General features: G+C 66.8%; 24 protein-coding genes. 11 read left to right on the forward strand and 13 right to left on the reverse strand.

Features of this window, described 5'->3' with window-relative positions; all coding sequences use genetic code 11:
* Positions 1–10: 10 nt before the first annotated feature.
* A complete protein-coding gene (locus ACM608_RS02375; protein WP_419681535.1) occupies positions 11–2332 on the reverse strand; it encodes a TonB-dependent receptor in 2322 nt (773 codons plus the stop codon).
* A gap of 284 nt (positions 2333–2616) precedes the next feature.
* Here ACM608_RS02375 and ACM608_RS02380 point away from each other — a divergent pair, with 284 nt between their 5' ends.
* Genes ACM608_RS02380 through ACM608_RS02390 form a run of 3 tightly spaced genes read left to right on the forward strand, consistent with a single transcriptional unit; the run spans position 2617 to position 4208 of the window.
* Positions 2617–2805, forward strand: coding sequence for a DUF3008 family protein (locus tag ACM608_RS02380; RefSeq protein WP_419681537.1), 189 nt, complete (start codon positions 2617–2619; stop codon positions 2803–2805).
* Between the two features lie 6 nt (positions 2806–2811).
* The gene (gene uvsE / locus ACM608_RS02385; protein ID WP_419681539.1) at positions 2812–3975 is read left to right on the forward strand and encodes a UV DNA damage repair endonuclease UvsE; all 1164 of its coding nucleotides are present in this window, start codon (positions 2812–2814) and stop codon (positions 3973–3975) included.
* A gap of 23 nt (positions 3976–3998) precedes the next feature.
* On the forward strand, positions 3999–4208 hold the full coding sequence (locus ACM608_RS02390) for a DUF2945 domain-containing protein (protein WP_419681541.1): 210 nt from the start codon (positions 3999–4001) through the stop codon (positions 4206–4208).
* Here ACM608_RS02390 and ACM608_RS02395 read toward each other — a convergent pair.
* Together ACM608_RS02395 and ACM608_RS02400 are read right to left on the reverse strand one after the other, a co-directional pair.
* The gene (locus tag ACM608_RS02395; RefSeq protein ID WP_419681543.1) at positions 4195–5205 is read right to left on the reverse strand and encodes a Gfo/Idh/MocA family protein; all 1011 of its coding nucleotides are present in this window, start codon (positions 5203–5205) and stop codon (positions 4195–4197) included. The genes ACM608_RS02390 and ACM608_RS02395 overlap by 14 nt on opposite strands.
* Positions 5198–6157, reverse strand: coding sequence for an MDR/zinc-dependent alcohol dehydrogenase-like family protein (locus tag ACM608_RS02400; RefSeq protein WP_419681545.1), 960 nt, complete (start codon positions 6155–6157; stop codon positions 5198–5200). Before ACM608_RS02400 ends, ACM608_RS02395 begins: the two co-directional genes overlap by 8 nt.
* Before the next feature lie 47 nt (positions 6158–6204).
* On the opposite strand from ACM608_RS02400, the gene ACM608_RS02405 reads away from it, so the two are divergent.
* Entirely contained in the window at positions 6205–6723 is a 519-nt protein-coding gene (locus tag ACM608_RS02405; protein WP_419681547.1) for a DUF1003 domain-containing protein, read from the forward strand.
* A gap of 110 nt (positions 6724–6833) precedes the next feature.
* On the opposite strand, the gene ACM608_RS02410 is transcribed toward ACM608_RS02405, so the two are convergent.
* The 3 genes from ACM608_RS02410 to ACM608_RS02420 are packed head-to-tail and all read right to left on the reverse strand — an operon-like array spanning position 6834 to position 9792.
* Positions 6834–7946: an inositol-3-phosphate synthase gene (locus ACM608_RS02410; RefSeq protein WP_419681549.1), complete on the reverse strand. Its 1113-nt coding sequence runs from the start codon at positions 7944–7946 to the stop codon at positions 6834–6836.
* The gene (locus ACM608_RS02415) at positions 7946–8956 is read right to left on the reverse strand and encodes a glycosyl hydrolase (RefSeq protein ID WP_419681551.1); all 1011 of its coding nucleotides are present in this window, start codon (positions 8954–8956) and stop codon (positions 7946–7948) included. The genes ACM608_RS02410 and ACM608_RS02415 overlap by 1 nt, the downstream gene beginning before the upstream one ends.
* Positions 8953–9792 carry a TIGR04290 family methyltransferase gene (locus tag ACM608_RS02420; RefSeq protein WP_419681553.1) on the reverse strand — a complete coding sequence of 280 codons (840 nt, stop codon included), beginning with the start codon at positions 9790–9792 and terminating at the stop codon, positions 8953–8955. Before ACM608_RS02420 ends, ACM608_RS02415 begins: the two co-directional genes overlap by 4 nt.
* A gap of 210 nt (positions 9793–10002) precedes the next feature.
* On the opposite strand from ACM608_RS02420, the gene ACM608_RS02425 reads away from it, so the two are divergent.
* Entirely contained in the window at positions 10003–10911 is a 909-nt protein-coding gene (locus ACM608_RS02425) for a hypothetical protein (protein WP_419685066.1), read from the forward strand.
* A gap of 71 nt (positions 10912–10982) precedes the next feature.
* Here ACM608_RS02425 and ACM608_RS02430 read toward each other — a convergent pair whose 3' ends face one another.
* Positions 10983–11597: a histidine phosphatase family protein gene (locus ACM608_RS02430; protein ID WP_419681555.1), complete on the reverse strand. Its 615-nt coding sequence runs from the start codon at positions 11595–11597 to the stop codon at positions 10983–10985.
* A 180-nt stretch (positions 11598–11777) separates the two neighbouring features.
* Here ACM608_RS02430 and ACM608_RS02435 point away from each other — a divergent pair, with 180 nt between their 5' ends.
* The 6 genes from ACM608_RS02435 to ACM608_RS02460 are packed head-to-tail and all read left to right on the forward strand — an operon-like array spanning position 11778 to position 18297.
* The gene (locus ACM608_RS02435; protein ID WP_419681557.1) at positions 11778–12890 is read left to right on the forward strand and encodes an NAD-dependent epimerase/dehydratase family protein; all 1113 of its coding nucleotides are present in this window, start codon (positions 11778–11780) and stop codon (positions 12888–12890) included.
* Positions 12887–13957, forward strand: coding sequence for an SDR family NAD(P)-dependent oxidoreductase (locus ACM608_RS02440; RefSeq protein WP_419681559.1), 1071 nt, complete (start codon positions 12887–12889; stop codon positions 13955–13957). The genes ACM608_RS02435 and ACM608_RS02440 overlap by 4 nt, the downstream gene beginning before the upstream one ends.
* On the forward strand, positions 13954–15036 hold the full coding sequence (locus ACM608_RS02445) for a glycosyltransferase family 4 protein (protein WP_419681561.1): 1083 nt from the start codon (positions 13954–13956) through the stop codon (positions 15034–15036). The genes ACM608_RS02440 and ACM608_RS02445 overlap by 4 nt, the downstream gene beginning before the upstream one ends.
* Positions 15033–16142, forward strand: coding sequence for a CgeB family protein (locus tag ACM608_RS02450; RefSeq protein WP_419681563.1), 1110 nt, complete (start codon positions 15033–15035; stop codon positions 16140–16142). Before ACM608_RS02445 ends, ACM608_RS02450 begins: the two co-directional genes overlap by 4 nt.
* Complete coding sequence (locus ACM608_RS02455) at positions 16139–17227, forward strand: CgeB family protein (protein ID WP_419681565.1); 1089 nt, start codon at positions 16139–16141, stop codon at positions 17225–17227. The genes ACM608_RS02450 and ACM608_RS02455 overlap by 4 nt, the downstream gene beginning before the upstream one ends.
* On the forward strand, positions 17224–18297 hold the full coding sequence (locus ACM608_RS02460) for a CgeB family protein (RefSeq protein WP_419681567.1): 1074 nt from the start codon (positions 17224–17226) through the stop codon (positions 18295–18297). Before ACM608_RS02455 ends, ACM608_RS02460 begins: the two co-directional genes overlap by 4 nt.
* Before the next feature lie 165 nt (positions 18298–18462).
* On the opposite strand, the gene ACM608_RS02465 is transcribed toward ACM608_RS02460, so the two are convergent.
* From ACM608_RS02465 to ACM608_RS02490, 6 genes are all read right to left on the reverse strand, one after another.
* Positions 18463–19827 (reverse strand): Coenzyme F420 hydrogenase/dehydrogenase, beta subunit C-terminal domain, encoded by a 1365-nt coding sequence (locus ACM608_RS02465; RefSeq protein ID WP_419681569.1) that lies wholly within the window; start codon positions 19825–19827, stop codon positions 18463–18465.
* A complete protein-coding gene (locus tag ACM608_RS02470) occupies positions 19820–20872 on the reverse strand; it encodes a polysaccharide pyruvyl transferase family protein (RefSeq protein ID WP_419681571.1) in 1053 nt (350 codons plus the stop codon). Before ACM608_RS02470 ends, ACM608_RS02465 begins: the two co-directional genes overlap by 8 nt.
* A 93-nt stretch (positions 20873–20965) precedes the next feature.
* Positions 20966–21220 (reverse strand): hypothetical protein, encoded by a 255-nt coding sequence (locus ACM608_RS02475; RefSeq protein WP_419681573.1) that lies wholly within the window; start codon positions 21218–21220, stop codon positions 20966–20968.
* 30 nt (positions 21221–21250) lie between these two features.
* Complete coding sequence (gene aguB / locus ACM608_RS02480) at positions 21251–22099, reverse strand: N-carbamoylputrescine amidase (protein WP_419681575.1); 849 nt, start codon at positions 22097–22099, stop codon at positions 21251–21253.
* A gap of 169 nt (positions 22100–22268) precedes the next feature.
* Positions 22269–23246, reverse strand: a complete 978-nt coding sequence (locus ACM608_RS02485; RefSeq protein ID WP_419681577.1) for an agmatine deiminase family protein — start codon at positions 23244–23246, stop codon at positions 22269–22271.
* Between the two features lie 7 nt (positions 23247–23253).
* Complete coding sequence (locus tag ACM608_RS02490; RefSeq protein WP_419681579.1) at positions 23254–24888, reverse strand: M28 family metallopeptidase; 1635 nt, start codon at positions 24886–24888, stop codon at positions 23254–23256.
* Positions 24889–24891: the final 3 nt, after the last annotated feature.

The following is a 24891-nucleotide window of genomic DNA, read 5'->3' on the forward strand; positions in this document are numbered from 1 at the left end:
TGTCGGCTCCTCAGAACTTGTACGCGACCTTCATGCCGTAGATGCGCGGCTGTCCGGGAAAGTCGCTCAGCGTCGAACCCAGCGCGAGCACCGTACGCCGGTACCGCTGCTTGGTCACGTTGGTGGCATAGCCGGTCACGCGGAAATTCCCGAACTCATAAGCGGCGCGCAGGTCGAGCAGACCATAGGACGGCTCGCGAGTCAGGCTGGTCGCCCCGCCGAAGATTGGGTTCGCCTCGCCCGGCTCATGGAAGAACTCGTCGAGCAGAGCGTAATCTGCCCGTAGAGTCAGGCGGCTCTCGTCACCGATCGGGATACGCCATTCCGCGCCAATGTTCAGGCTGTTCTTCGGCGCGCGAACCATCTGCGTGCCGGAGAAGTCCTGGACCGCGTTGAACACATATTCGTCGTAGTTCGCGTCGAGATAGCCGTAGGCGACGCTCACGTCGAAATTGTCGCTGGGCCTGGCCAGGATCTCGACATCGACGCCTTTGATCGTGCTCGACGCCGCGTTGTTGATCAGGCTTGCTGCTGCGCCACCGCCGAGATCGACGATCTGGGAGACCTGCAGGTCCTTGTACGAATACTTGAATGCCGAGACGTTGAAGCGCAACCGGCGGTCCAGCCATTCCGATTTCAGGCCGATCTCATAGGTCTTGATGTCTTCCGGCTCGAACAGGACGTTCGCCTGGGCGGCGGAGAAGGGGACGTACTGAAAGCCGCCCGACTTGAAGCCGGTCGAATAGCTCGCATAGACGCTGACATCGCGGTTGAGCTTGACCGTCGCCACGATGCGCGGATCGAACGAGGTATACGTCGCCTCGTTATCGACCGCGAAGGGCGCCGCGATCAGCGGCACGCCAGGCTGGGTGTTCGTGCCCGTCTGGATCGCGCGCTTCTCGTCCCGGGTGTAGCGACCACCCAGGGTCAGGTCGAAATGCTCGCCGAAATGCGCCGTCGCTTGGCCGAAGACGGCGTAGCTGTCGATCTGGTAGCGGGACGCCGCGACGCTGGTCTGCGGCCCACCGCTCAGCAGCGCGGTGACGCTGTCCACGCCCAATTCGAACGCATCGGAGCGGTTGCTGCGATCGCGGTAGTAGAAGCCGCCGATGATCCAATCGAGCGCGCCTCCGAAGCTCAGCGCGCCGTCCGGATTGGAGGTGATGCGCAGTTCCTGCGTGAACTGCTTGGAACGTTCGCGGCTCAGCTGGTTGACGACGTCCAGCGATGAGCCTTCGAGGTCACGGCCGTCATTGATCTTGAGCTTGCGATAGGCGCTAATCGCAGTGATCGTCGCGAAGTCGGTGTCCTGCTCGATGCGGCCGATATACGCCTCCACCCGGCGGTCGAGATACGGGTCGAACGACAGGGCATAGCTGTTGCCGCCCGTGTAGGGGACTGCGGCGAGACCCGGCCGGCCCAGGAAGGCCGCGCTGGGATTGGCAGGAACATAGGCGCCCCCCGCCGTGATGGATGGGCCGCTGCCGCGGCTAAAGCCGGAGAATGCCGCCTCATCATCGTCCTGGACCACTTCCGCGGTCAGATCGATGCGGGTCGTGTCGGTCGGCCGGAATGCCAGCCGCGCACGACCGCCCCAATTGTCGAGGCCCTGGAACTTCGTCCCCGTGGTCTCATTCTTCATGTAACCGTCGCGATAGGTACGCCAGCCGGCGACGCGGAACATGACCTTGCCATCGCTGGTGACAGGCCCGCCCACCGCGCCGAACACCTCGTAGCCGTCGTAATTGCTAATGCCGGCCTCCGCCTCGGCGGTGAAGTTGGGCGTCGGCCCCTTGGTGATGACGTTGATTGCGCCGGCGATGGTGTTGCGGCCGTACAGTGTCCCCTGCGGCCCGCGCAGCACCTCGATCCGCTCGATATCGCGCAGCGATCCGAAGGAACCGGAGGCGCGGCCGAGATAGACGTCATCGACGAACACGCCGACCGAGCTCTCCGAGCCCGGATCGAAGGAACGGGTGCCGATGCCACGAATATACAGCTGCGGGCGGGACGCGCCGAAGCTGCCGAAGTAGAAGCTCGGCACGCGCGGCGCCACATTCTCCAGGCTGACGATACCCAGCCGCTGCACCTGCGCACCACCGAAGGCGGAGATTGCGACGGGGATGTCCTGCACGCGCTCCTCGCGCCGTTGTGCGGTGACGATGATCTCGCCGCCGCTGGAGTCGGTGCTTGCGGGGGCTTCCGGATCAGCGCGGACAGCCTCTCCAGTCGGACCGGTGCTCGAAGCGGGCACTCCGTCCTGCGCGAAGGCAGGCAGCGCAACGGTCGCCAGGATCGTGGACGCAAGCTTCAGGTAAACGGACTTCGCCATATTCCTCTCCCATTCCGCCTGCCGCCTGTTCTCCCCACAGTCGGGCGACAGGCTTGTTCGGCGATTCGTTTTGCTCTGCTGCCGAAACAGCGTGCCAGCGTCTTAGCTTACTCCCGGATCATGCCAAACACATATCGAGTGTCCGACCTGTTTCTGTATTCGTAAACCGACTTACAATGTCGCAGAAAAATCGGCGGCGTCAACGTATCGGTGCAGCGGATCTTCGTTGTGGCGGCACCATGCTGCAGGCGGGGCGTTGATCGCGCTTCGACAGGAGAAGCCAGATGCCCGCCAAGTCCGCCGCCCAGCAAAAGGCCGCCGGCGCCGCGCTCAGCGCCAAGCGCGGCGACAGTCCCAAGTCGAAGCTGAAGGGCGCGTCGAAGAGCATGGCGAAGTCCATGACCGAGAAGCAGCTCGAGGAAATGGCGCACACCAAGCGCAAGGGTAAGCCGGAGCACAAGAGCGGAGGCTGAGCCGAAATGACCGATCCGTCACATCCGCTTCGCCTGGGCTTTCCGGTCAAGGTCATGGGCAAGCCGGGTCTGAAGACGCAGGATACCCGCCGCTGGCAGAAGAACCCGCATCTCAAATGCTCGCTTGGATTGCTCGACCCGGTGCTCGATTATCTGAAGTCGGAGCGGCTCGACATGTACCGTCTCTCCTCGGACATCGCGCCCTACGCCACCCACCCGGACATGCCGCAGTTCCACTCGATGGTGGCGGACAGCGATGCGGAGCTTCGCGCCTTCGGCGCCAAGGCGCGGAGCTACGGCATCCGCCTGTCCTTCCATCCCTCGCAATACGTCCTGCTCAACGCGCCCGATCCGGAGCTGACGCGGAAGAGCATCTGGGACCTATCCAGCCAGGCCGAGATGCTCGACCGCATGGAGCTGGACGACGAGGCGGTGATGATCACCCATGTCGGCGGCGTCTATGGCGATCATGAGGCGAGCCGCGCCCGCTGGATCGATGGCTGGGAGCAATGCCCCGAGCATGTGCGCCGCCGCCTGGTGCTGGAGAACGACGACGTTCGCTTCTCCGCCGCCGACACGCTGTGGATCCACGAACGGACCGGCGTGCGCCTCATCTTCGATTACCAGCACTTCTGGTGCCTCAACCCCGAGCGGCTGGACATGCGCGAAACGCTGGAACGCTTCCTCGCCACCTGGCCGGAGGGCGTGCGCCCCAAGATCCACTTCTCATCGCCTCGTACAGAACTGCGCGAGATCAAGCAGAAGATCACGCCCAAGCAGCGCGCCGATGCGAAGGCGGGGAAGGGCAAGGCGAAGGCGGGCGAGGTGCTGAAGGCACCGGTGAAAGCGGCGGCACGCACAAAGACCGTGCTGCGCCCGCCGATCTGGACAGGACATGCCGACTTCACCAACCCATTCGAGTTCGCCACCTTCATGCGCATGGCCGAAGGGCTGATCTTCGACGTGATGCTGGAGGGCAAGTCGAAGGACCTCAGCCTGCTGCGCCTTCGCCCCGATCTTCTCCGCTTCGCGCCTGACGTGGCCGCCCGGTTCGGCATCACCGAGGCGCAGGCCGACGCCTATGCCGCCGACGAGGCGCGGCTGGAGCGCGGCGTCGATGCGGAAGACGAACCCGATGTCGATGAAGGCGCGCTTCTCGCCGCCGAGTGACCGATCATGATGGAGAGAGCAGCATGACCAAGACTCTGAAGGCCGGCGATCACGTCACTTGGGACACGCCGCAGGGCGAGACTTCGGGCAAGGTGGTCAAGAAGGAGACGGGCACGGCCAAGGCCGGCGGCCATACCGCCAAGGCGAGCAAGGACGACCCGCAATACCGCGTGAAGAGCGACAAGTCCGGCAAGGAAGCCGTCCACAAACCGGATGCGCTCAAGAAGAAGTGACGGGCGCTCCCGCGGCGGCATAGATTCGATCGAGTACGTCCGCGCTCGCCGCGAACGCCTCGGCCGTCGGTTCGAAGCGCGATCCGGCGGCAAGCGCGCGCGCCCAGGCGGCGGCGGCACGACCGCCCCATTCGTCGGGTGGGCTGACCAGCAGTTCCTGCTGTGTCCCGTTCAGGCGCAAGGCCTCAAAATCGTAGAACGACCCGCCGATGTTGCGGAGCTTCGCGCCCCCGTTCGTGCCGTAGAAGCTCGCCTCGATCACCGCCTCCTGGCCCGCCTGTAGCCGCCAGGAACAGGCGAGCCGCACCACCGTGCCGCCGGCAAGATCAAGGGTTGCGACGGCGTAGTCCTCCACCGCGTGCGGCGTCTCCCTGAGCGGCTTGCCGCTGGCCGACAAGGAGGCACTCACCCGCTCGACCACAGGAAAGTCGAGCAGCCACAAGGCGAGATCGACAAGGTGCACGCCGAGGTCGATCACGCATCCGCCGCCGGACAGCGCCCGGTCGTAGAACCATGGCTTGTCCGGCCCGTAGGCGTTGTGGAACACCAGATCGATCGCCTGCACCCGGCCGATCGCTCCATCACGCAGCAACGGCGCGATCGCCCCCACCGCAGCGGTATGGCGGTAGGAAAGGTCGACGCCGAGTAGCCGATTCACCGTCTTCGCCGCGCCGATTACCGCGCGCGCCTCTGCGGCATTGCGGCCAAGGGGTTTCTGACAAAATACCGCCGCACCCGCTTGCAACGCGTGGATCGACTGTTCGGCGTGGGCCGCGCTCGGCGTCGCAATGACGATCCCGTCGAGTTCCATCGCCAGCATCTCGTCCAGCGATCCCGCGACCTGCGCATCCGGCGCCAGCGCCCGCGCCTCCGCGACGCATTCGGGCGCGGGATCGCAGATCGCCGCGGCCTCGATCACGCCTGTATCCAGCATCGCCGCCATGCGATGCCGCCCGATCCAGCCGGTGCCGAGAAAGCCGACCCGCGGCTTATTCATAGGTCACCAGCGCCTTCACGAAATCGCCGGGCTTGTCGCGCGTGTCGTCCAGAGCCTGACCAAGGTCCTCAAGCCGGTAGCGCTTCGAATAAAGCGGGGTCGGGTCAAGCCGCCGGCTCGCCACCGCGTCCACCGCCTCGCGCAGGCCGCGCATCTGCACCGCCGGGTCGCGCTCATGGGCGTTGACGACATCAATCCCCTTCCAGTTCCACATCTGCATGCTCACCTGGCGCGGCCCGTCCTGATGGTAGCCGGCGACGATCAGCTTCCCGCCGAACCCGACCAGTTCTCCCGCAAGGTCAAGCGGCCATTGCTTGCCCACCGCCTCGATCACCCGCTCGCACAGGGCCTCGCCGGTGATCCCCTTCACCCGCTCGATGATCTGCCAATGATCGTGCATCGGGATCGTCTCGGCGGCCCCGTAAGCCTTTGCGAGGTCCAGCGACTCCTGCCGCCGCGAAATCGCGATCACCCGCGCGCCCGCGTCTGTCGCCAGTCGCGTCAGCACCGCCCCTAGAAAGCCGATGCCGACGATCGCCACCGTCTGCCCCGCCTGGATCTCGCTGCGCCGGAAGATATTCATGGCGCAGGCGATCGGCTCGCCGGGAAAGGGCTGGCCTGCGAGCGCGTCGGGCAGCTTCACCGCCGCCGCCGCATCCACAACATCGTATTCAGCGAAGCTCCGGCCCGACAGCATCGTCACCCGATCGCCTGTCGCGAAACCTTCGACGTTCTCGCCGACCGCATCCACCACGCCCCAGCCCTCATGGCCGAGCCCGCCCGCTTCCGCCGGATAGGTCATCCACTCCAGCCCCGCCCACGGCTCCAGGTTCGACGCACAGACGCCGCATCCCTCCAGCCGCACGCGCAGCTGCCCCGGCCCTGGCTCGGGCCTCGCCACCTCCGCGATTCGGATCTCGCCGGGTCCGTGCAGCACCGCCGCGCGCATCATGCCGCCTTCTCCATGCAACCAAAGACCTTCCCTGACATTCGGCGTGAATGACCGATCCTGCGCTCGCCGCGACGATGACCGGAACGCTGGCGGAGAATATCGCCACCCTGCGGGCGCGGCGCGCGGCCGAGCAGCGCGACGCCCCGTTCAGCGAGCGGATCGCCGACTACATCACCCGCTTCACCGGATCGATGACCTTCGTCCTGATCCACGTTTTGCTTTACGGAAGCTGGATCGCGATCAACCTCGGCTGGGTGCCGGGCGTCGCACCCTTCGACCCGACCTTCGTCGTGCTCGCCATGGAGGCCTCCGTGGAGGCGATCTTCCTCTCCACCTTCGTCCTCATCAGCCAGAACCGAATGGCCGCCGCCGCCGACCGCCGCGCCGACCTCGACCTGCACATCAACCTGCTGGCCGAACACGAACTCACCCAACTTGCCGGGCTGGTCGATCGCATCGCTCGCAAGCTCGGCATCGAGGAGGAGGATCCCGACTTCCACGAGATCAAACGCGACGTGAACCCCCATACCGTCCTCGACGCAATCGAGGAGGAAGGGAGGGGCTAGCGGACCTCCGCCCGCCGTGCTCCTGCGAAAGCAGGAGCCTAAACGCTCCGGTTCAACAAGGCCACCCCTAGGCTCCTGCCTCCGCAGGAGCACGGTCGCATGGTTGCCCCTCACGCCCCGGCCGCGATGAACGCCTCCACCTGCGCATAAGCCTCGTCGTCGGTCATCTGCTCCGGCGGATGCTTGCAGAAATAGGCAGCGGGCGCGAGGATCGGACCGCCCAGCCCCCGATCCTTCGCCAATGCCGCGCATCGCACCATGTCGATCGCGACGCCTGCCGAATTGGGGCTGTCCTCCACCGACAGACGCAGTTCCAGGTTCATCGGCACGCCGCCGAACAGCTGCCCTTCCATGCGCAGGAAGCAGACCTTGTTGTCGTTCTGCCAGGCGACGTAATCGGAAGGCCCGACATGGATGTTCTCGTCCTCAAGCCGCGTCTCGGCCACCGACTGCACCGCCTCGGTCTTGCTGATCTTCTTCGATTTCAGACGGGTGCGGTTCGACATGTTGAGGAAGTCAGTATTGCCGCCGGTGTTCAGCTGGTACGTCCGATCGAGCTTCACCCCACGCTTGCGGAACAGGTCGGTCAGCACCCGGTGGACGATGGTGGCACCCAGCTGTGCCTTGATGTCGTCGCCGATGATCGGCACGCCCGCCGCCTGGAACCGCTCCGCCCATTCCGGCTCGCTGGCGATGAACACGGGGATATTGTTGACGAAGGCGACCCCGGCCTCCAGCGCGCATTCGGCGTAGAACTCGGTCGCTTTCTGGCTGCCGACCGGCAGATAGTTCATCATCACGTCGACGCCCGCCTCGCGCAGCGCCTTGACCACGCTCTCCCGCGTCGCCTCCGCCCTCTCGGCCATCACAAAGGTGCGGTTGTCGTCGGGATAGTCGGTCATGTGCTCGGCCACGCCGTCCAGCACCGCGCCCATTTGAACGGTGGCCCCGGTCTCCGTCACCTCCGGGCAGAAGACGGCGGTGCAGTTCGGCTTGGCGAAGATCGCGTCGGCGACATCCTGCCCCACCTTGCGCGCGTCCACGTCCCAGGCGGCGACGACCTTCAGGTCCGCCGGGCGATAGCCGCCGATCTCCCAGTGCATCAGACCCGCGAGGTCGTTCGCACCCTGGCCGTAATGCTGGATGCCCTGCACCAGGCTCGACGCGCAATTGCCCACGCCGATGATCGCGACGTTGATGGGCCGGCGGGGAGGGGTCAGCATCAAGCGGCGCTCCGCTCTGCGGCGAGGCGCTCGTCGCGGTTGAAGTTGAGGGTGGACATCGGCGAGGCGGTTTCTTCGGCCAGCGGAGCGAAGGGCGCCGCCTTCTGCTCGACCGCCTGCGCCGGCGCATAACGCTCGATCATCCACGCGCAGAAGTCTGCGAAGGCCTGCGGATCGCGTGCCGGGCTGGTGTGGTGCGGCTCTATGCCGAGATGTGCGGGCGTGAAGCAGAAGGTGACGGTCACATCGAAGTCGGCCAGCGCCTCCATCTGTCGGTCGAACCAGCCGATCGCGTCGGGCCGGAAGCTGTCCGCCCAGCTGAGGCCGGTGCGGATGCGCTTGGTGCCCAGCCGCTTCATCCACGCCACGGCCTCGTCCAGTCGCGGGTCCTGATAATGGAACCACTGCATCAGCCCGACATCGGCCGCGACCTTCGCATAGGTCTCAAGCGCGGGCTTCGGCGTACCGTCCTCGCGGATCAGGCCGAGGTAGAAGTGCCGGTAGTATGACGAACCCTCGGCCTCACGGTGCCGCGTCTCCGCGCCCCAGCTCATCGGCAGATCGAACAGCGAGTACCAGAAGACGCGCGGTGCCTTGTCCTTCAGGAGGGCGGCCGTCTTCGCCAGTCCGAAATCCTGAACCTCCTCCGCGCCGAAGGAACTGACGCCGACTTCCGTTACCCAGACCGGCTTGTCGGTGATGGCCTTGATCTCGTCGATCTTCTCCGGCCAGCTCGACAGCGGCCAGAGGTTCCAGTCGAGCGGGAAGCCGTGCACAGCCACCGCATCAACGGCATCGAGCGCACCATGCCCCTCCATTCGGCGGAGCCAATGCGGGTCGATCGGCGACATGCCGCCCAGCACCCGCGTCACCGCCGGGTTCACCGCATGGATCGCGTTCCCGGCGCGGATCACATGGTCCGCGAACCTCGCCCAGTCGGGGTCCACCGCCGGGTCCCAATGCGACTTGTTGTTGGGCTCGTTCCAGAGCATCGCGGCTTCGACGGTCACGCTTCACTTCCCCCCTTGGGATAAACGGCGGCAGGCCCGTACTGCGCGAACGGCACCGGCACGGCGCGGCAGAGGAACACTTCCGGCTCCGGGTTCTCCAGAATCTCGAAGCCGGACGCCCGCAGCATCGCGGCGCTGCACGCCCGGTTCGGCGCCCACCAATTGGTCCAGTCATTGGCAAAGGACCGCTCGATGAAATGCATCTTCGGATAGGCCGGATCGTCGAAGATGGGTGGGGACTCGAAGCTGCCGGGCACGAAGAACGGGTGGTCCTCCGGCACGTCGATCACATCCTCGGACCCCTGCTGCATCGTCTGGAACAGCATCAGGTCGCCGGCGACATGCTCGCGGATCAGGTCGAGCGCGAGGAGGGGGTGCCGCAGGTGATAGAGCACGCCCATGAACACCACGAGGTCGAACTTCTCGGCCAGCGCGCCGACATCGTAGACCGACAGCTTGGCGAACTCGACGCCCTCGAACCCCAGCTCACGCGTCGCCAGCCGCGCCTGCGCCAGATAGCGGTCGTCGCTGTCGATCCCGAGCACGCGCGCCGCGCCGCGCCGCTTCATCTCGACCGAGTAGAAGCCGGCGTTGCACCCGATGTCGAGCACGCTCTTTCCCGTCAGGTCGGTGGGTACGGCGCTTGCGAAGCGGGCGAACTTGTCGGCGGGATAGTTGCCGAGGAAATGCTCCGGCGCGGTGACAATGCCGCCGCCCAGATCAATGTTGTGGAACCAGGGCGCGAGCGCCGCGACCTCCTCTGCCAGCCGCGCGGAACGATCCCGATCCACAGGCTGTTCGGCCATCTGCATTCCGTCCCATCCCCTGCCGGACATCGCTGACATCCTGCTAGGGGATTCGAGCGTCTAAGGTAAGTACCTCCTCCGCAACGCTCCTGGATCATTGCTGTTCCATAATAAAGATAAGGAACGAAACTGATCTATGATAATATCATGGATCATCTTTATCATCGTAGATGAAGCTGCGATTGACCCTGACGTTGGGTGGAACCCTTCCTACACTCGGCTATTTCCGCGCCCGTGAGTATGGATCGGTGGACCGCGGCGATCCGCGCGGGCGATTTCGACAGTGCCTGGGCGATGTCGGCTGCATGGCTGGCGCTGCGCGATCCCGCCACCCGCGACGATCCGCGCCTGCCTTATCACAAGCGCTGGGTTTGGGACGGCCGCCCGTTCGACGGCTGCGACGTGCTCGTCCGCTGCTATCACGGCCTCGGCGACACCATCCAGTTCGCGCGCTACCTGCCGCTCCTCGCCCGCCGCGCCGCAAGCCTGACGGTGGAGACGCAGCCGTCGCTGGTCCCGCTCCTCTCCGGGATCGCTCCGAACGCCCGGTTCGTTCCCTTCGACCAGGCGCATCCCTCGCCGCCTGCCGCATGCGATATCGAGATCACGGAGCTTCCATTCGCCTTGCGTGAAGGCCCGCTCTGTGGCGCGCCGTACCTGACGTGCGATGCGGAACCGCTCCCCGCCGGAACCATCGGCCTCTGCTACGAGGGCGGGGATTGGGACCGCAGCCGCTCGATCGCGCCGGATGCCTTCACGGACATCTGCGCGACCAATCCCGTTTTCACCCTCGTCGGCGCGCCCACCACCCTGCCGGTCCTGAACCCGCAAGGCTGCCCGATGGACATGATCGCCACCGCTCGCGCGGTCGCCGCCTGCGCGCTGGTGGTGACGGTCGACACGATGATCGCCCACCTCGCCGGCGCCCTCGGCCGCCCGACCGCCCTCCTGCTCAAGGCAGACCCCGACTGGCGCTGGACCCCTGGTGCCGCGACGACGCCGTGGTACGCCTCGATGCGCCTCTATCACCAGACCACGCCCGGCGACTGGAGCGGGCCGATCGCGCAGCTAACCAAAATCCTCCCCCGCCAGGGGGAGGTGGCGCCGAAGGCGACGGAGGGGGAGGGCGGCGGCGCACCATCCAATTAGAGGCCCCTGTCCGCCCCCTCCGTCACGCTACGCCTGCCACCTCCCCCTGGCGGGGGAGGATGTCTTTGAAATCAAACCCCCAGATTCAACCGCACCAACCGCACCCCCTCCGGCCCGATCGTTAGCGTACTGACCGACGCCGGTTCGCAGTCAATCGACAGGATGCGATCCACCCCTACACCCAAATAGTGCAGCACCAATCCCCGGATCACATCGCAATGGCTGACGCAGGCGATCGTGCGCCCCGCCGGCACCGCCTCGATATGGGCCGCCGCGCGGAGCACCGCCTCCATCATCGTCTCGCCGCCCGGCACCCTCGTAACGCCCCGCCGGGCGTTCCACGCATCCCAATCCGGATCACCGTCCAGTTCCGCGAAGCTGCGCCCGGTCCAGATCCCGAAGTCTACCTCGTCCAGCGCCGGCACCATCTCCACCGGCAGTCCGGTTGCGGTGGCGATCGCCTCGGCCGTCTCTATCGCGCGCGGTCGCGGGCTGCTGTGGATCGCACCCACCCCCTTGTCGCGCAGCCATTCGCCGAGCCGCGCCGCCTGCGAGCGCCCACGCGCATTGAGCGGGATCACCGATCGGCCGCTCAGCACACGGCCGACCTCGTCATGGTCGCCGTGCCGGATCAGGTGGATAGTGGCGGTCAGAACGCGCGCCGGAGCTTCTTCATCAGCCGGCAAAAACAGTCGAGAAGCAGAAGTTCCACGCCCGTCGAAAAATATTTCGGTGGACAGACCCGACAGGGAACAAAGATGAAGAAGCAGCCTTTGTCACGCAAGCACAACAAAGTCGTCATGTACGACAATAACCTGGGTTAACTTTGTTGCAAGCTGCTGATCCAAGTTAATCAGGGAGGTCGAGTGGAGACGATCCTAATCACCGGCGGTGCCGGTTTCATCGGCCGGTCCGTCGCGGATGAGTTGATCCGCCGCGGCAACCAGGTCCGCGTGCTCGATAGCCTGATCGAACAGGTCCACGGCGAGACCGACGGTTCGCAGATGCTGAACAAGGATGCCGAGCTGGTCATCGGCGACGTCCGCGACAAGGCGAAGGTCGCGACGGCTCTGAAAGGCGTCGACGCGGTCGTTCATCTCGCGGCTGAAGTCGGCGTTGGCCAGTCGATGTACGAGGTCGAACGCTACACCTCCACAAACGACGTCGGCACCGCGGTCGTGTTCGAGGCGCTGATCGACAATCCCGTCCGCCGCGTCGTCACCGCCTCCTCAATGAGCATCTATGGCGAGGGTCTCTACCGCGACGCCGACGGCCAACTGATCGAGGATGCCGAGCGCAAGTCTCTGAAGGACGGCCAGGCGAACTGGGAACCGGTGGACGCGCAGGGCCGTCCGCTCGCGCCCGTCGCCACGCCCGAATGGAAGCGCCCGAACCTCGCTTCGATCTACGCGCTCAACAAGTACGTGCAGGAACGCACGACCCACATCATGGCCGCGCCCTATGGGATCGAGGGCGTCTGCCTCCGCCTGTTCAACGTCTACGGTCCGGGCCAGGCGCTCTCCAACCCCTATACCGGCGTTCTCGCCATCTTCGCCTCGCGGCTCCTGAATGGACAGCAGCCGATGATCTTCGAGGATGGGGAGCAGCGCCGCGACTTCGTCCATGTCTCGGACGTCGCCCGCGCCTTCTCCGACGCGCTCGTCCTGCCGCAGGCGTCCGGCGGCACCTTCAACATCGGCTCCGGCCATGACCGCTCTGTGACCGAGGTCGCGACCGAACTCGCCCGCGCGATGGGCAAGAACAGCATCGAGCCGCAGATCGTCGGCAAGGCGCGGATCGGCGACATCCGCCACTGCTTCTGCGACACCACCCTCGCCGCCGACCGCCTCGGCTTCACCGCCGCGCAGGACTTCCAGGAAGGGCTTTCCGAACTCGCCGAATGGGTGGCCCAGCAGACCGCCTCCGACCGCGTCGAACAGATGCGCGGCGAGCTGGAAGCGCGGGGCCTCGTCGCATGAGCGCGGCGGACGACCGGCCCGTTCTCGTCACCGGCGGCGCGGGCTTCATCGGATCCAACATCGCCGATCGCCTGGCGGTGGAGGGCCACCGCGTCCTCATCTACGACGCGCTCTCCCGCGCCGGTGTCGAGGATAATCTCAACTGGCTGAAGCGTAATCACGGCGATCGGATCGAGGCGATCATCGCCGACATCCGCGACGAGGACCGCCTCGCCGCCGCCGCGACCCGCGCCAAGGCCGTGTTCCACATGGCCGCGCAGGTGGCGGTCACTACCAGCCTCACCGATCCGCGTGACGACTTCACCATCAACATCGCCGGCACGCTCAACCTGCTCGACGCGCTCCGCACCGGTGCGCCGGACACGCCGGTCATCTTCGCCTCCACCAACAAGGTCTATGGCGACCTCATCGACCTCGACTTCGCGGTCGAGGGCGAGCGCTATGTCGCGACCGACCCGCAGGTCGCCGCCTACGGCATTGGCGAGGCACGCCCGCTCGACTTCCACACGCCCTATGGCTGCTCCAAGGGTGCCGCCGACCAGTACGTGCTAGACTATGCGCGCAGCTACGGCCTGCGCGCCGCCGTCCTCCGCATGAGCTGCATCTATGGCCAGCGGCAGATGGGGACCGAGGATCAGGGGTGGGTCGCGCACTTCCTGATCCGTGCTCTCGAGGGGCGACAGATCACCCTCTACGGCGACGGACGACAGGTTCGCGACATCCTCGACGTGTCGGACGCGGTCGATGCCTATCTCGCCGTCTGGCGCGATATCGACACGGTCAAGGGTCGCGCCTTCAACCTCGGTGGCGGCCCGGCCAATTCGATCAGCCTGCGCGAGCTTCTCGCCCATATCGGCGGCGTGCTCGGGCGGCCGGTGGACATCCGCTACGACGATTGGCGCGCGGGCGACCAGCGCTACTTCGTCGCGGACACCCGCGCGGGCGACGCGGCGCTCGGCCTCGGTCCTAAGGTGCCGTGGCGCGACGGCGTGGCCCGCCTCGCCGGCTGGCTGGCCGAAGCGCGTGGCCTCGATCTCGCGCCGGCGCGGCAGGACGTCGCCGCGTGACATCACGCCGATTGCTGATGACGGCGGATGCGGTCGGCGGCGTGTGGCAATATGCGACCGAGCTGGGCCGCGCCCTCTCGGCTCTCGACTATGAGGTGGTGCTCGCCCTGCTCGGCCCCGCGCCCACCGATGCACAGCGTCAGGCCGCCGCCGGCCTTCGCCTGGTGGAGACCGGCCTGCCCGTCGACTGGCTCGCAGAAGACGAAGGCGAGGTGCGCCGCGCCGCCCAGCAAGTCGCGGCGCTTGCAGGCGAAGTCGGCACCGACGTGATCCAGCTGAATCAGCCAAGCCTCGCCGCCGAGCCGATGCCCGCGCCCGTTATTGCCGTCGCGCATAGCTGCGTCGCCAGCTGGTGGGCGGCGGTGAAGGGAGGGCCGCTGCCCTCCGACTTCCGGTGGAAGACCGACATGGCGGCGCAGGGTCTCGCCGGCGCGCAGGCGGTGGTGACGCCGAGCCGCGCCTTCGCCGAAGCGACCCGCGCCACCTATGGTCTCGCGACCCTGCCGGAGGTGGTCCATAACGGCCGCACACCGATTGCCACCCCAAATGGCGCGATGCACGACTTCGTCTTCACCGCCGGCCGCCTGTGGGATGAGGGCAAGAACCTCGCCGTCCTGGACCGCGCCGCCGCCCGCCTTGCCGTTCCGGTGAAGGCGGCAGGTCCTTACGAGCATCCGGGAGGGGGCCGGGCCGACTTCCCCGAGCTGAGCCTAAAAGGGCCGATGGCGGAGGCGGAACTCGCGTCCTGCCTCGCCGCCCGCCCGGTCTTCGTCTCGACCGCACTCTACGAACCCTTCGGTCTGGCGGTGCTGGAGGCGGCCCAAGCCGGCTGCCCGCTCGTCCTCTCGGACATCCCGACCTTTCGCGAGCTTTGGGGCGATGTCGCGATCTTCGTCGATCCCCATGACGATCGCGCCCTAGCCGACATCCTTCAGGCCCTTGTCGGCGATGAGGCCGAGCGGCTGGCCCTGGGAGAGCGGGCCAAGGCCCACGCGCTCGCCTTCACCCCCGCTCGCATGGCGGCCGGTATGGACCGCATCTACCGGCGGCTTGCCCCGCCTTCGAAGGCCGCCGCATGAAAATTGCCTATTTCACCCACTCGCTCGACAGCTGCTGGAACCACGGCAACGCCCATTTTCTCCGCGGTCTGCTCCGCGAGCTGATCGCGCGTGGCCATGACGTGCGCGCGCTTGAGCCCGCCGACAGCTGGAGCCGCGCCAATCTCGTCGGCGATCATGGCGAAATCGGACTGGACGCCTATCGCAGCGCCTATCCCGAACTCTCCTCCGACCGCTTCGCCGCCGCCGACGATGTTGTCGCCCTGATCGGCGATGCCGAGCTGGTGATCGTCCACGAATGGAACGACCCCGCTTTGGTCGCCGCGATCGGCGCGCTCCGGAAGACAGGTGTCGCCTTCACCCTCCTCTTCCACGACACGCACCACCGCGCCGTCAGCGATCCCGATGCAATCCGCGCCTTCGATCTCTCCGGCTATGACGGCGTCTTGGCCTTCGGGGAGACCTTGTCGGAGGTCTATCGCCGCTGGGGCTGGGCCGGGCGCGTCTGGACGTTCCACGAGGCCGCCGACACCCGCCTGTTCCACCCACCGGAGCAGGAGGGCGATCGCAACGGCCTGATCTGGATCGGCAATTGGGGGGATGGCGAGCGCACGCAGGAGATCGAGACCTTCCTGCTCCGTCCCGCCCAGGCGGCCGGCCTCTCGCTCGACATCCACGGCGTTCGCTATCCGGACGCGGCGAAGGACCTCCTCGCCCGCTACGGCGCCACCTATCGCGGATGGGCTCCAAATGCCGCCGCCCCCGCGCTCTTCGCCAGCCGTATAGCCACGGTCCACGTCCCCCGGCGCTATTACACCACCATTTTGCCCGGCATCCCGACGATCCGCGTGTTTGAGGCGCTCGCCTGCGGCATCCCGCTGCTCTCCGCCCCCTGGGACGACAGCGAAGGCCTGTTCCGCATCGGTCAGGACTTCCTGATGGCGCCCGACGAGGCCGCGATAACCCGCCACATGCGTGAGATCCGCAGGGACCAGGACCTCCGCAACGCGCTCATCGCCTCGGGTCTCGAAACCATCCGCGCCCGCCACACCTGCTCGCATCGCGTCGATGAGCTTCTCGCCATCGCCGCCACCCTCAATCAGCTGCCCGAGAGAACCGCCGCATGAAGATCGCTTTCTACGGATCGAGCCTCCTCTCCTCCTACTGGAACGGGGCCGCCACCTACTATCGCGGCATCCTCGGCGAACTCGCCCGTCGCGGCTACGCCATCACCTTCTACGAACCAGATGCCTTCGACCGGCAGCAGCATCGCGACATCGATCCGCCCGAATGGTGCCGCTCCGTGGTCTACCCGGCGACCGACGACGGCCTCCGCTCCGTCCTTGCCGAGGCGGGAGATGCCGACATCGTCGTCAAGGCGAACGGCGTCGGCGTCTTCGATCGCGAGCTTCTGGAGGGTGTCACCGCGCGCGCCCGGCCCGGCGCGCTCCGCATCTTCTGGGATGTCGACGCCGCCGCCACGCTGGACGAGATGCGGGGCGACCCCTCGCATCCGGTCCTCCGTGCGCTGCCGGACCTCGACATGGTGTGCACCTATGGCGGCGGCCCGCCGGTGATTGACGCCTATCAGGGCTTCGGCGCGGCCGCCTGCATCCCGGTCTACAATGCGCTGGACCCGAGCACGCATCACCCGGTCGACCCGGATGGGCGCTTCGCCTGCGACCTCGCCTTCCTCGGCAACCGCCTCCCCGACCGCGAGGCGCGCGTGGAGGAGTTCTTCCTGCGCCCCGCCGCCGCACTCGCCGACCGCAGCTTCCTGATCGGCGGCAATGGCTGGGAGACGAAGGACATGCCGGCGAATGTCCGCCATCGCGGCCATGTCTATACGACCGAGCACAACGCCTTCAACGCGACCCCGCTCGCCGTCCTCAACGTTGCCCGGGACAGCATGGCGGCGATCGGCTTCTCCCCGGCCACCCGCGTGTTCGAGGCGGCGGGCGCCGCCGCCTGCCTCATCACCGACGCATGGGAAGGGATCGAACTTTTCCTGAAGCCGGATGAGGAGGTCCTCGTCGCCCGCGACGGTCAGGACGTCGCCGACCACCTCGCCGCGCTCACCCCCGAACGCTCCCGCGCGATCGGTCAGGCCGCGCTCGCCCGCGTGAAGGCCGAACATACCTACGCCCTGCGTGGTGCGCAGGTCGACGCACTCTTTCGCGATCACTTCGCTGGCAAGCGGGAGGCGGCATGAACATCGTCGTCCTCGGCCTGTCGCTCTCCTCCTCCTGGGGGAACGGCCACGCCACCACCTTTCGCGCGCTCCTGAAAGCGTTCGCCGCGCGCGGCCACGACATCCTGTTCCTCGAACGCGACGTGCCCTGGTACGCCAGTCAGCGCGACTGCCTCGACCCGGCCTATTGCCGCCTCGCCTTCTACAAGGACCTGACCGAGCTTGAGGGCTGGCGCACTGAGATCGCCGCCGCCGATGCGGTGATCGTCGGCTCCTATGTGCCGGAGGGCGTTGCCGTCGCCGAGTTCGTGCAGCGGACGGCGGACGGCGTCACCGCTTTCTACGACATCGATACCCCCGTGACCCTCGCGAAGCTCGCGCGCGGCGACTTCGAATATCTCTCGCCCGAGGTCATCCCCGGCTACGACGTGTACCTCTCCTTCACCGGCGGCCCGACGCTCGACCGAATCGAGCGTGACTACGGCTCCCCCGCCGCCCGCGCGCTCTACTGCTCGGTCGATCCCGAGCTGTACTATCCGATGGGCATCAACCGATGCTGGGATCTCTCCTATCTCGGCACCTACAGCCCCGATCGTCAGCCGACGCTGGAACGCCTGCTTATCGAGCCAGCGCGCCGCATGCCCGATCGCCGGTTCGCCGTCGCCGGGCCGCAATATCCCGCCGACGTCGACTGGCCGGAGAATGTCGAGCGTATCGAGCACCTTCCCCCGCGCGATCACGCCGCCTTCTACTCGGCTTCGCGCTTCACCCTGAACGTGACGCGCGGCGACATGATCGCCGCCGGCTGGTCCCCCTCCGTCCGCCTGTTCGAGGCGGCCGCCTGTGCCACCCCGATCATCTCCGATCGGTGGGAGGGGATCGACAGCCTCCTCGCCGATGGAAGCGAGATCGTCCTTGCCGACAGCACGGCCGACGTGATCGCCGCCATCGCCGGCGACGGCACCGCGATCGGCAAGGCGGCCCAAGCCCGCGCGCTCACCGCCCACACCGCCGCGCACCGCGCGGAGGAGCTGGAGAAGCACCTCCTCGAAGCGGCGTCGACCAACACGAGGTTGGCTGGCGCGGCCTGAGGCCCAACGCTCTTTTCGCTGTCCTACAGCAGGTCCGCCGCCGCATGGACTTGCGGATAACGATCATCTTTGCCCGTATTGATTCCACCGAGCGTCAGTGCGTCGGCGTCGCGAACTTCAGAGTTGTTGTCGTTTTGCCGGAACTTTCGGAACCTTCGGCCCGGATCAGCCCTCGCCGCGTCCCTCGATCCGGCGCAGCAGGGCACCGAGCCGCCCGCGCGAATAGGCGATCGCCTCGTATAGCCGCAGCGTCATTCGCGCCCAGCGCACGTAGACCGTCGGCCAGTCCGACCCTTTCGCCAGCGCGGCGAAGCGATGGCTGTTCGCACTGATCCGCCGCCGCATCGCGTAGATCAGCTTGCGCCGGCGGGGCAGATCCCCACCGCCCGGGGTGACCCGTTTGCGGAGCGGCAGGCGGGGAGGGTGCGTGCGCAGCCGATATGCCAGCCCCTCGCGCCGCTGCCGGAACCCCGCTGCCTGCGTGTTGGCGATGAAGGCAGCGTCCACCGGTTCGAGCGCGAGTTGCCCTTGCTCGATCGCCTCGGCGACGATCGCCTGCACCTCCGGCTGCCTCGTGATCACGACATTGGTGCCCCGGCCGTCGGAGGAATAGGGCTCTACCCAGGCATCCCCGAACGCGATGTCCGCCGTTTCGGCCACGACATCGTCGCAATAGTTGCAGGCGGAGTTCTGGAAGAAGCCCGCGCCCCAATCGCCGTCGGCGAGGTGCATCCAGTCCTGCCAGCGCGCGCTGCCGTCGTTCAGGGTCAGATGCGCGGTGTACCAGTTGGCGGGGCGATCCGGGTTCTTCTGGCGGTACTCGACGGCACGGACATCGCCCGTGTCCACGCCCAGCTGCCAGGCGAAGCTGTCGACCAGCCGCGCGCTCTTCATATGCCCGCAGAACAGGCCGAGCGTGTAGGCGATCCGCTCCTCCAGTACCGGGTTCTCGCGGCGCAGCAGGTGGACCGCCTTGATGAAGCACGGCACGCCGACGATGGCGTAGCGGCCGGGGACGCGGCGGATCTCCTCGATCACGCCGGAAAGCTCGACCGGATAGTAACGCGATCGCGCGCCCTGCTGCACCTCCGCCACGCTCCGCGAGAGGCGATAGCCGAAAAAGCGACCGTCCTCCGGATTGCTCGGCGCGACATGGGCGACGCCATCCACCAGCCCGCGCCGCAACAGCTCCGCCGCGACCCAGCTGACCATACCGCCCGAGCTGCCGCCGGGGCGGAAATCGCCCTCCGCGACATGGCCCACGTAGGCCGCCTCGAAACTGCCGATCAGGTGGTCGCGCTGCGCCGGCGCGGGGAAGCGCGCGGCCGCAATCTCGTCCTCGTTCGCCGCCTCGGGGGAGAAGGGGCAGGTCCGCGCGAAGCTCTCGCTCGCCTCATGCGTCCACGCGCCGGATGGCTTCAGCTGGCCGTAGCGATCCCATGCCAGCGGTGTCTTGCCCGCCGCGCACCCACCGCAGCCGATGCACAGCCCGGCGCCGGTGACATCGCCCGGGGCGAGCGCCTCAGCCAAAGACCGTCCTCAGGTAATCGTCCGACTGGACGCGCATGGCCGCGATCCGATCCTGGAACGGCGGGTCCAAGGGCGCGCCGAGCAAGGCCGCATAGTCCTCCGCCCCGGTCGCCTCGAAGACGATATGCCGCTCGGCACCCAGCAATGCCGCAAGATCCCGCACCTTGTTGAATCGGTACGCAGACGGCGCGCTGACGAACGGCCGCTGGTGGAGGAGCGCGAAAACGCAGCCGTGGAAGAAGTTGGTGGCGACGGCATCGGCGGAGGCGATCAGCGCGGAGAACTCCTCCGGCCCCGCCTCGATCAGCTGCTCGTCCGCCCAGTCGTTGCGATATCCGATGCTGACCACCCGTCTCGCGTTCTTGTCCGCCCATGTCCGCAGCTGCGCGGCGAACCAGTTAGGAAAACCGTGTCCGTAGACGGCCAGATAGGGGGTTCCCTCCACCGGCTCCGGTGCGGGCGGCGGAAACTGCAGGCAGGGGTCGAGCACGAGCGACGGCTCCCGACCGATGCTCTCGCGGATCAGCGTCCGGCTGTTCTCGTCGCGCACGGACAGGCAATCGAACGCCGCCAGCTTCTCCGCCCAGCCTGGTTCGATCCCTTGCGCGGCATCGTGGTTGCCGAAGCTCGCGGCATAGGAGGCGAGCCGCCCGGTGCGCAGGTCGGTCCCGAAGAACAAGGGCTTGTACCCGTACCAGGGGTGCCGGAAATTCCAGACCTCGTCGCTGCCGACCAGCACGACGTCGTAGCTGCCCGCTTCCTCGGGATGGTCGAGCGGAAAGCGCGGGGATTGGGGCAGCGCGTCGAACGCCGCCAGGAACTTACGTCCCTTCGCGGCATAAAGGGGGAGGTCGGCGCGTGGCGTCCGCACCGGCAGCGTCGGCTGAAACGCGCAACGCCATTCCACACGCCGCACATATTCCGCGTCGTGGTCGAGCAGCACCGCGTCCAACCCCCGCGCGCGCAGGCCCTCCACAAGGCACCGCGCCTGCCAGTAGGATCCATAATTGACGCAGCGATGAAACGTCAGAACGCCAACTCTCATCGCTGTAACGGCTCCCGATTGCTGCTGAGCGGTGACTGCCCCGCCGCACAACCATTGGCGGTCTTCCGGGTTCAGTCCATGCTGTATCTGAAATCAGCGGTCGTCGCAGGCGTCCCAGTTCCCGCTCCGGCATTCCACGACGCGCTGCCGCCAGGCCGCCATCTGGCGCTGATACCGCGCGTCGGCGTCACGATAGTCCTCCCGAGCATCCGCATTCCGCGCCTGACGCCGCTCAACAATCTTCGCCGCCTGCCGGTTCAACTGCTCGGTCCGCTCCCGATCGGCGCGATGCGCGGCGTCCTCCGCCTGAGGTGCTGCTAGCAGGAGGAGAGCCGCTGGCCAGATCATCGTCACAGCATCGCGTCAGGCGGCTTAACCTCAGATGTCCTGCGCGATCCGCCCGTAAAGCTCCGGCCGCCGGTCGCGGAAGAAGCCGAAGGCTGCGCGATGCCGCTTGGCAAGATCGATGTCGAGCGTCGCGACCAGCACGCCGGTCTCTTGCGCGCCGAACTCGGCCAGCATGTCGCCCCGCTCGTCGCAGATGAAGCTGTGGCCGTAGAACGTCTGGCCGTCCTCGGTCCCGATCCGGTTCGCGGCGACCACAGGCACGACGTTCGACACGGCATGGCCGATCATCGCCCGCCGCCACAGCCGCGAGGTGTCGAGATCGGGGTCATGCGGCTCGTTGCCGATTGCGGTCGGGTAGAACAGGATTTCCGCGCCCATCAGCATCATCGACCGCGCCGTTTCGGGATACCATTGGTCCCAGCATACGCCGACGCCGATCGTCGTCTCCGCCGCGTTCCACACCTTGAACCCGGTGTTGCCGGGCCGGAAATAGAACTTCTCCTCATATCCCGGCCCATCCGGAATATGGCTCTTGCGGTAAACGCCGGCGATCTTCCCGTCCGGTCCGATCATCGCCAGGCTGTTGTAGTGATGCGGCCCATCCGCCTCGAAGAAGCTGGTGGGGATGGCGACCTTCAGCTCCTGCGCCAAGGCCTGCATGGCGACGACCGCCGGATGGCTGCCGACCGGCTTGGCCCGCGTGAACGCGCCCTCATCCTCGACGCGACAGAAGTAGTGTCCCTCAAACAGCTCCGGCGGCAGGATCACCTGCGCGCCCTTGCCCGCCGCCTCGCGGACCAAAGCGGACACGGCGCCGATATTTTCCTCCACCACGTCGGAAAAGGCGAGCTGCAGGGCGGCGACGGTGATCTGGGTCATGCCCCTCATATAGCGCGGGATTGTGACCATTAAATCCTTCCCATCGTAGATGGGGAGGGGGACCATCCGGAGGATGGTGGAGGGGCCGGCGTAGCCGGTGCTGCGCACCGCCCCTCCACCACCGCCTGCGGCGGCGGTCCCCCTCCCCAAGCAAGCTTGGGGCGGATGATTACGCGCGCGGCACTTGCTGGCTAATGCAGTGGAAGCTGCCGCCGCCGGTCAGGATATGATCCGCGCGGTGGCCGATCGCCAGCCTTTCGGGGAACAGCGCCTGCACCGCCACGACGCCCTCCGCATCCCGGTCCGATCCGTATTGCGGCACCACCACAGCGGCGTTGCCGATGTAGAAGTTCATGTACGACGCCGGAATGATCTCTCTCTCGCGCTCGACAAGGCCGGGTGAGGGGATGGTCACCACCTCGACCCCGAACGCCTCAGCCCGCGCCCGCGCGTCGGCATAGACGGCCGCATTGGGATCGTCCGCACCCGACGCCTCGGGCACCGCCAGCCGCCCCGCGCCGACGAAGCGCGCGAGGTTATCGACATGCCCGTCGGTATGATCGTTCAGCAGCCCGTCGCCGAGCCAGAGGATGCTCTCCACACCGAGCGTCTCGCGCAGCCGCGCCTCGATCTCTTCTTTCGACAGGCCGGGATTGCGGTTAGGATTGAGCAGGCATTGTTCGGTCGTGACGGCAAGGCCCGCGCCATCGACGTCCAGAGCGCCGCCTTCGAAGATCCACGGCGACTTCGCGACAGGGAACCCGGTGGTCGCGCCCAGCCGCGCGCCGATGCTGTCGTCGCCGGGCAGGTCGTACTTGCCGCCCCAGCCGTTGAAATCGAAGTCGACCGCCGACAGGCCGTCAGCGCCGCGCACGATGATGGGCGCCGTGTCGCGCAGCCAGATGTCGCCGAACGGCTGCACGATCACCGTCGCGTGCGGTGCCAAGCGCCGCGCCGCCGCGCCCGCCTCGTCATTTGCCGCGACAAGGTGGACGCGCTCGCCCCGGCCGTCCGCATGGACGGCACGGGCGAAGGCGGCGACCTCCGTCTGCGCGGGTTCGAGGTCGTCCTGCCAAAGCTCCGGATGGCTGGGAAAGCCGATCCACACGAAGTCGTGCAGCTCCCATTCGGCCGGCATCCGCTTCATGGGTCGCTTACTTCCCCGCCCGCGACTTGTCGCGGATCGCGCGGAATTCGGCGGTCGGCGACCAGTTCGGCCAGGCATCGCTATCGGCCAGTTCGCGGGCAAGATTATAGGTCAGGCTCAGCTCCTGCACTCCGCCCGACCAGTCCCAATCGTCGTGATATTCGTCGGACGGGGCATGATAGTGCGCCGCTGTGTACGCTTCCGTGACAGCCTTGCCGCGCGCGGTGCCGCCGTTCACCAGATCGAGGCCGTTCTCGAAATAGGCCATCGGCACGCCGCGCTTGGCGAAGCTAAAATGGTCGGAGCGGTAGTAATAGCCCTTCTCCGGCGTCGGCTCCGGCTGGACAGTCTGGTTCTGCGCGGCTGCGGCGCGGGTGACATAGGTGTCCAGCTCCGACTTGCCGGGGCCGGTGATCGTCACGTCCTTCGACGCGCCGTAGATGCTGACCCCGTCGAGGTTCACGCCCCCCACGGTCTGCCCCAGCGGGTAGAGCGGGTTGGCCGCATAATATCCGGACCCGAGCAGCCCCGACTCCTCGGCCGTTACCGCAAGGAATACGATCGAGCGATCCGCCGGGCCCGCCTTCGCATTCGCCTCGGCCAGCGCGATCAGGCCCGCCGTGCCGGACGCATTGTCATAGGCGCCGTTGCAGATGTCGTCGCCGTTCACCGGCTCGCAGCGGCCGAGATGGTCCCAATGCGCTGACAGGAGGACGTATTCGTCCGCCCGCTTCTTGCCGGGCAAGATGCCGACGACGTTGTGCGACATCGTCTTGCGGGTCTCGTTGTTGAACGCGGTCGACAGCTTCAGACCCAGCGGCACCGCCTTGAAGCCCTTGACCTTGGCGGCGGCTTTCATCTGCGCGAGGTCCCTGCCGGCGGCGGCGAAGACCTTGGTCGCGGCATCGCCCGTCATCCAGCCGATCGCCTTCGACTGGTCGGCATAGCCGTTCGCGGCATCCAGCTCGATCTGCGGCCCGGTCCAGGATGAGACGACGACGTTGAAGCCATAGGCGGCAGGTTCGGTGTCATGCACGATGATCGCGGCGGCGGCACCCTGACGCGCCGCCTCCTCATATTTGTACGTCCAGCGGCCGTAATAGGTCATCGCCCGCCCCCCGAAGGGGCCGTCCAGCGTCTTCGTCTCCCAATCCGGGTCATTGATCAGGATGACGACCGTCTTTCCCTTCACATCGACGCCGGCATAGTCGTTCCAGCCAAGCTCCGGCGCGTTGACGCCATATCCTACGAAGACGACATCGCTATCCTTCACCGCGATATGCTGCTGCACCTGCCGCGTCGCGACCACCATGTCGGTCTTGTAAGCAAGGGTGACCGGGGCCTTGCCGCCCGAGAAGGCGAGGGTCATGCCCGGCTGCGCGGTGATCTCCACCATCGGCACGTCCTGATACCATTTGCCGTTGGCGCCCGGCTTCAGCCCGGCCTTCTCGAACCGCTCCGCGATCAGCTTGATCGACTTGTCCTCACCCGGTGTCCCCGGCGCGCGGCCCTCGAATTCATCGGAGGAGAGCGTCTTGGTCACCTCCTTCAACGTCTCGACAGAGATGGCGGGTGCGGCAAGCGCGGGCACGGCGGTGGTCAGGCACAGTGCAAGCGCGGCGGCGCGGCTGGAGAGGGTCATGGG

The organism is Sphingomonas sp. ID0503, assembly GCF_048565625.1.
Classification (GTDB): Bacteria; Pseudomonadota; Alphaproteobacteria; order Sphingomonadales; family Sphingomonadaceae; genus JBLZUR01.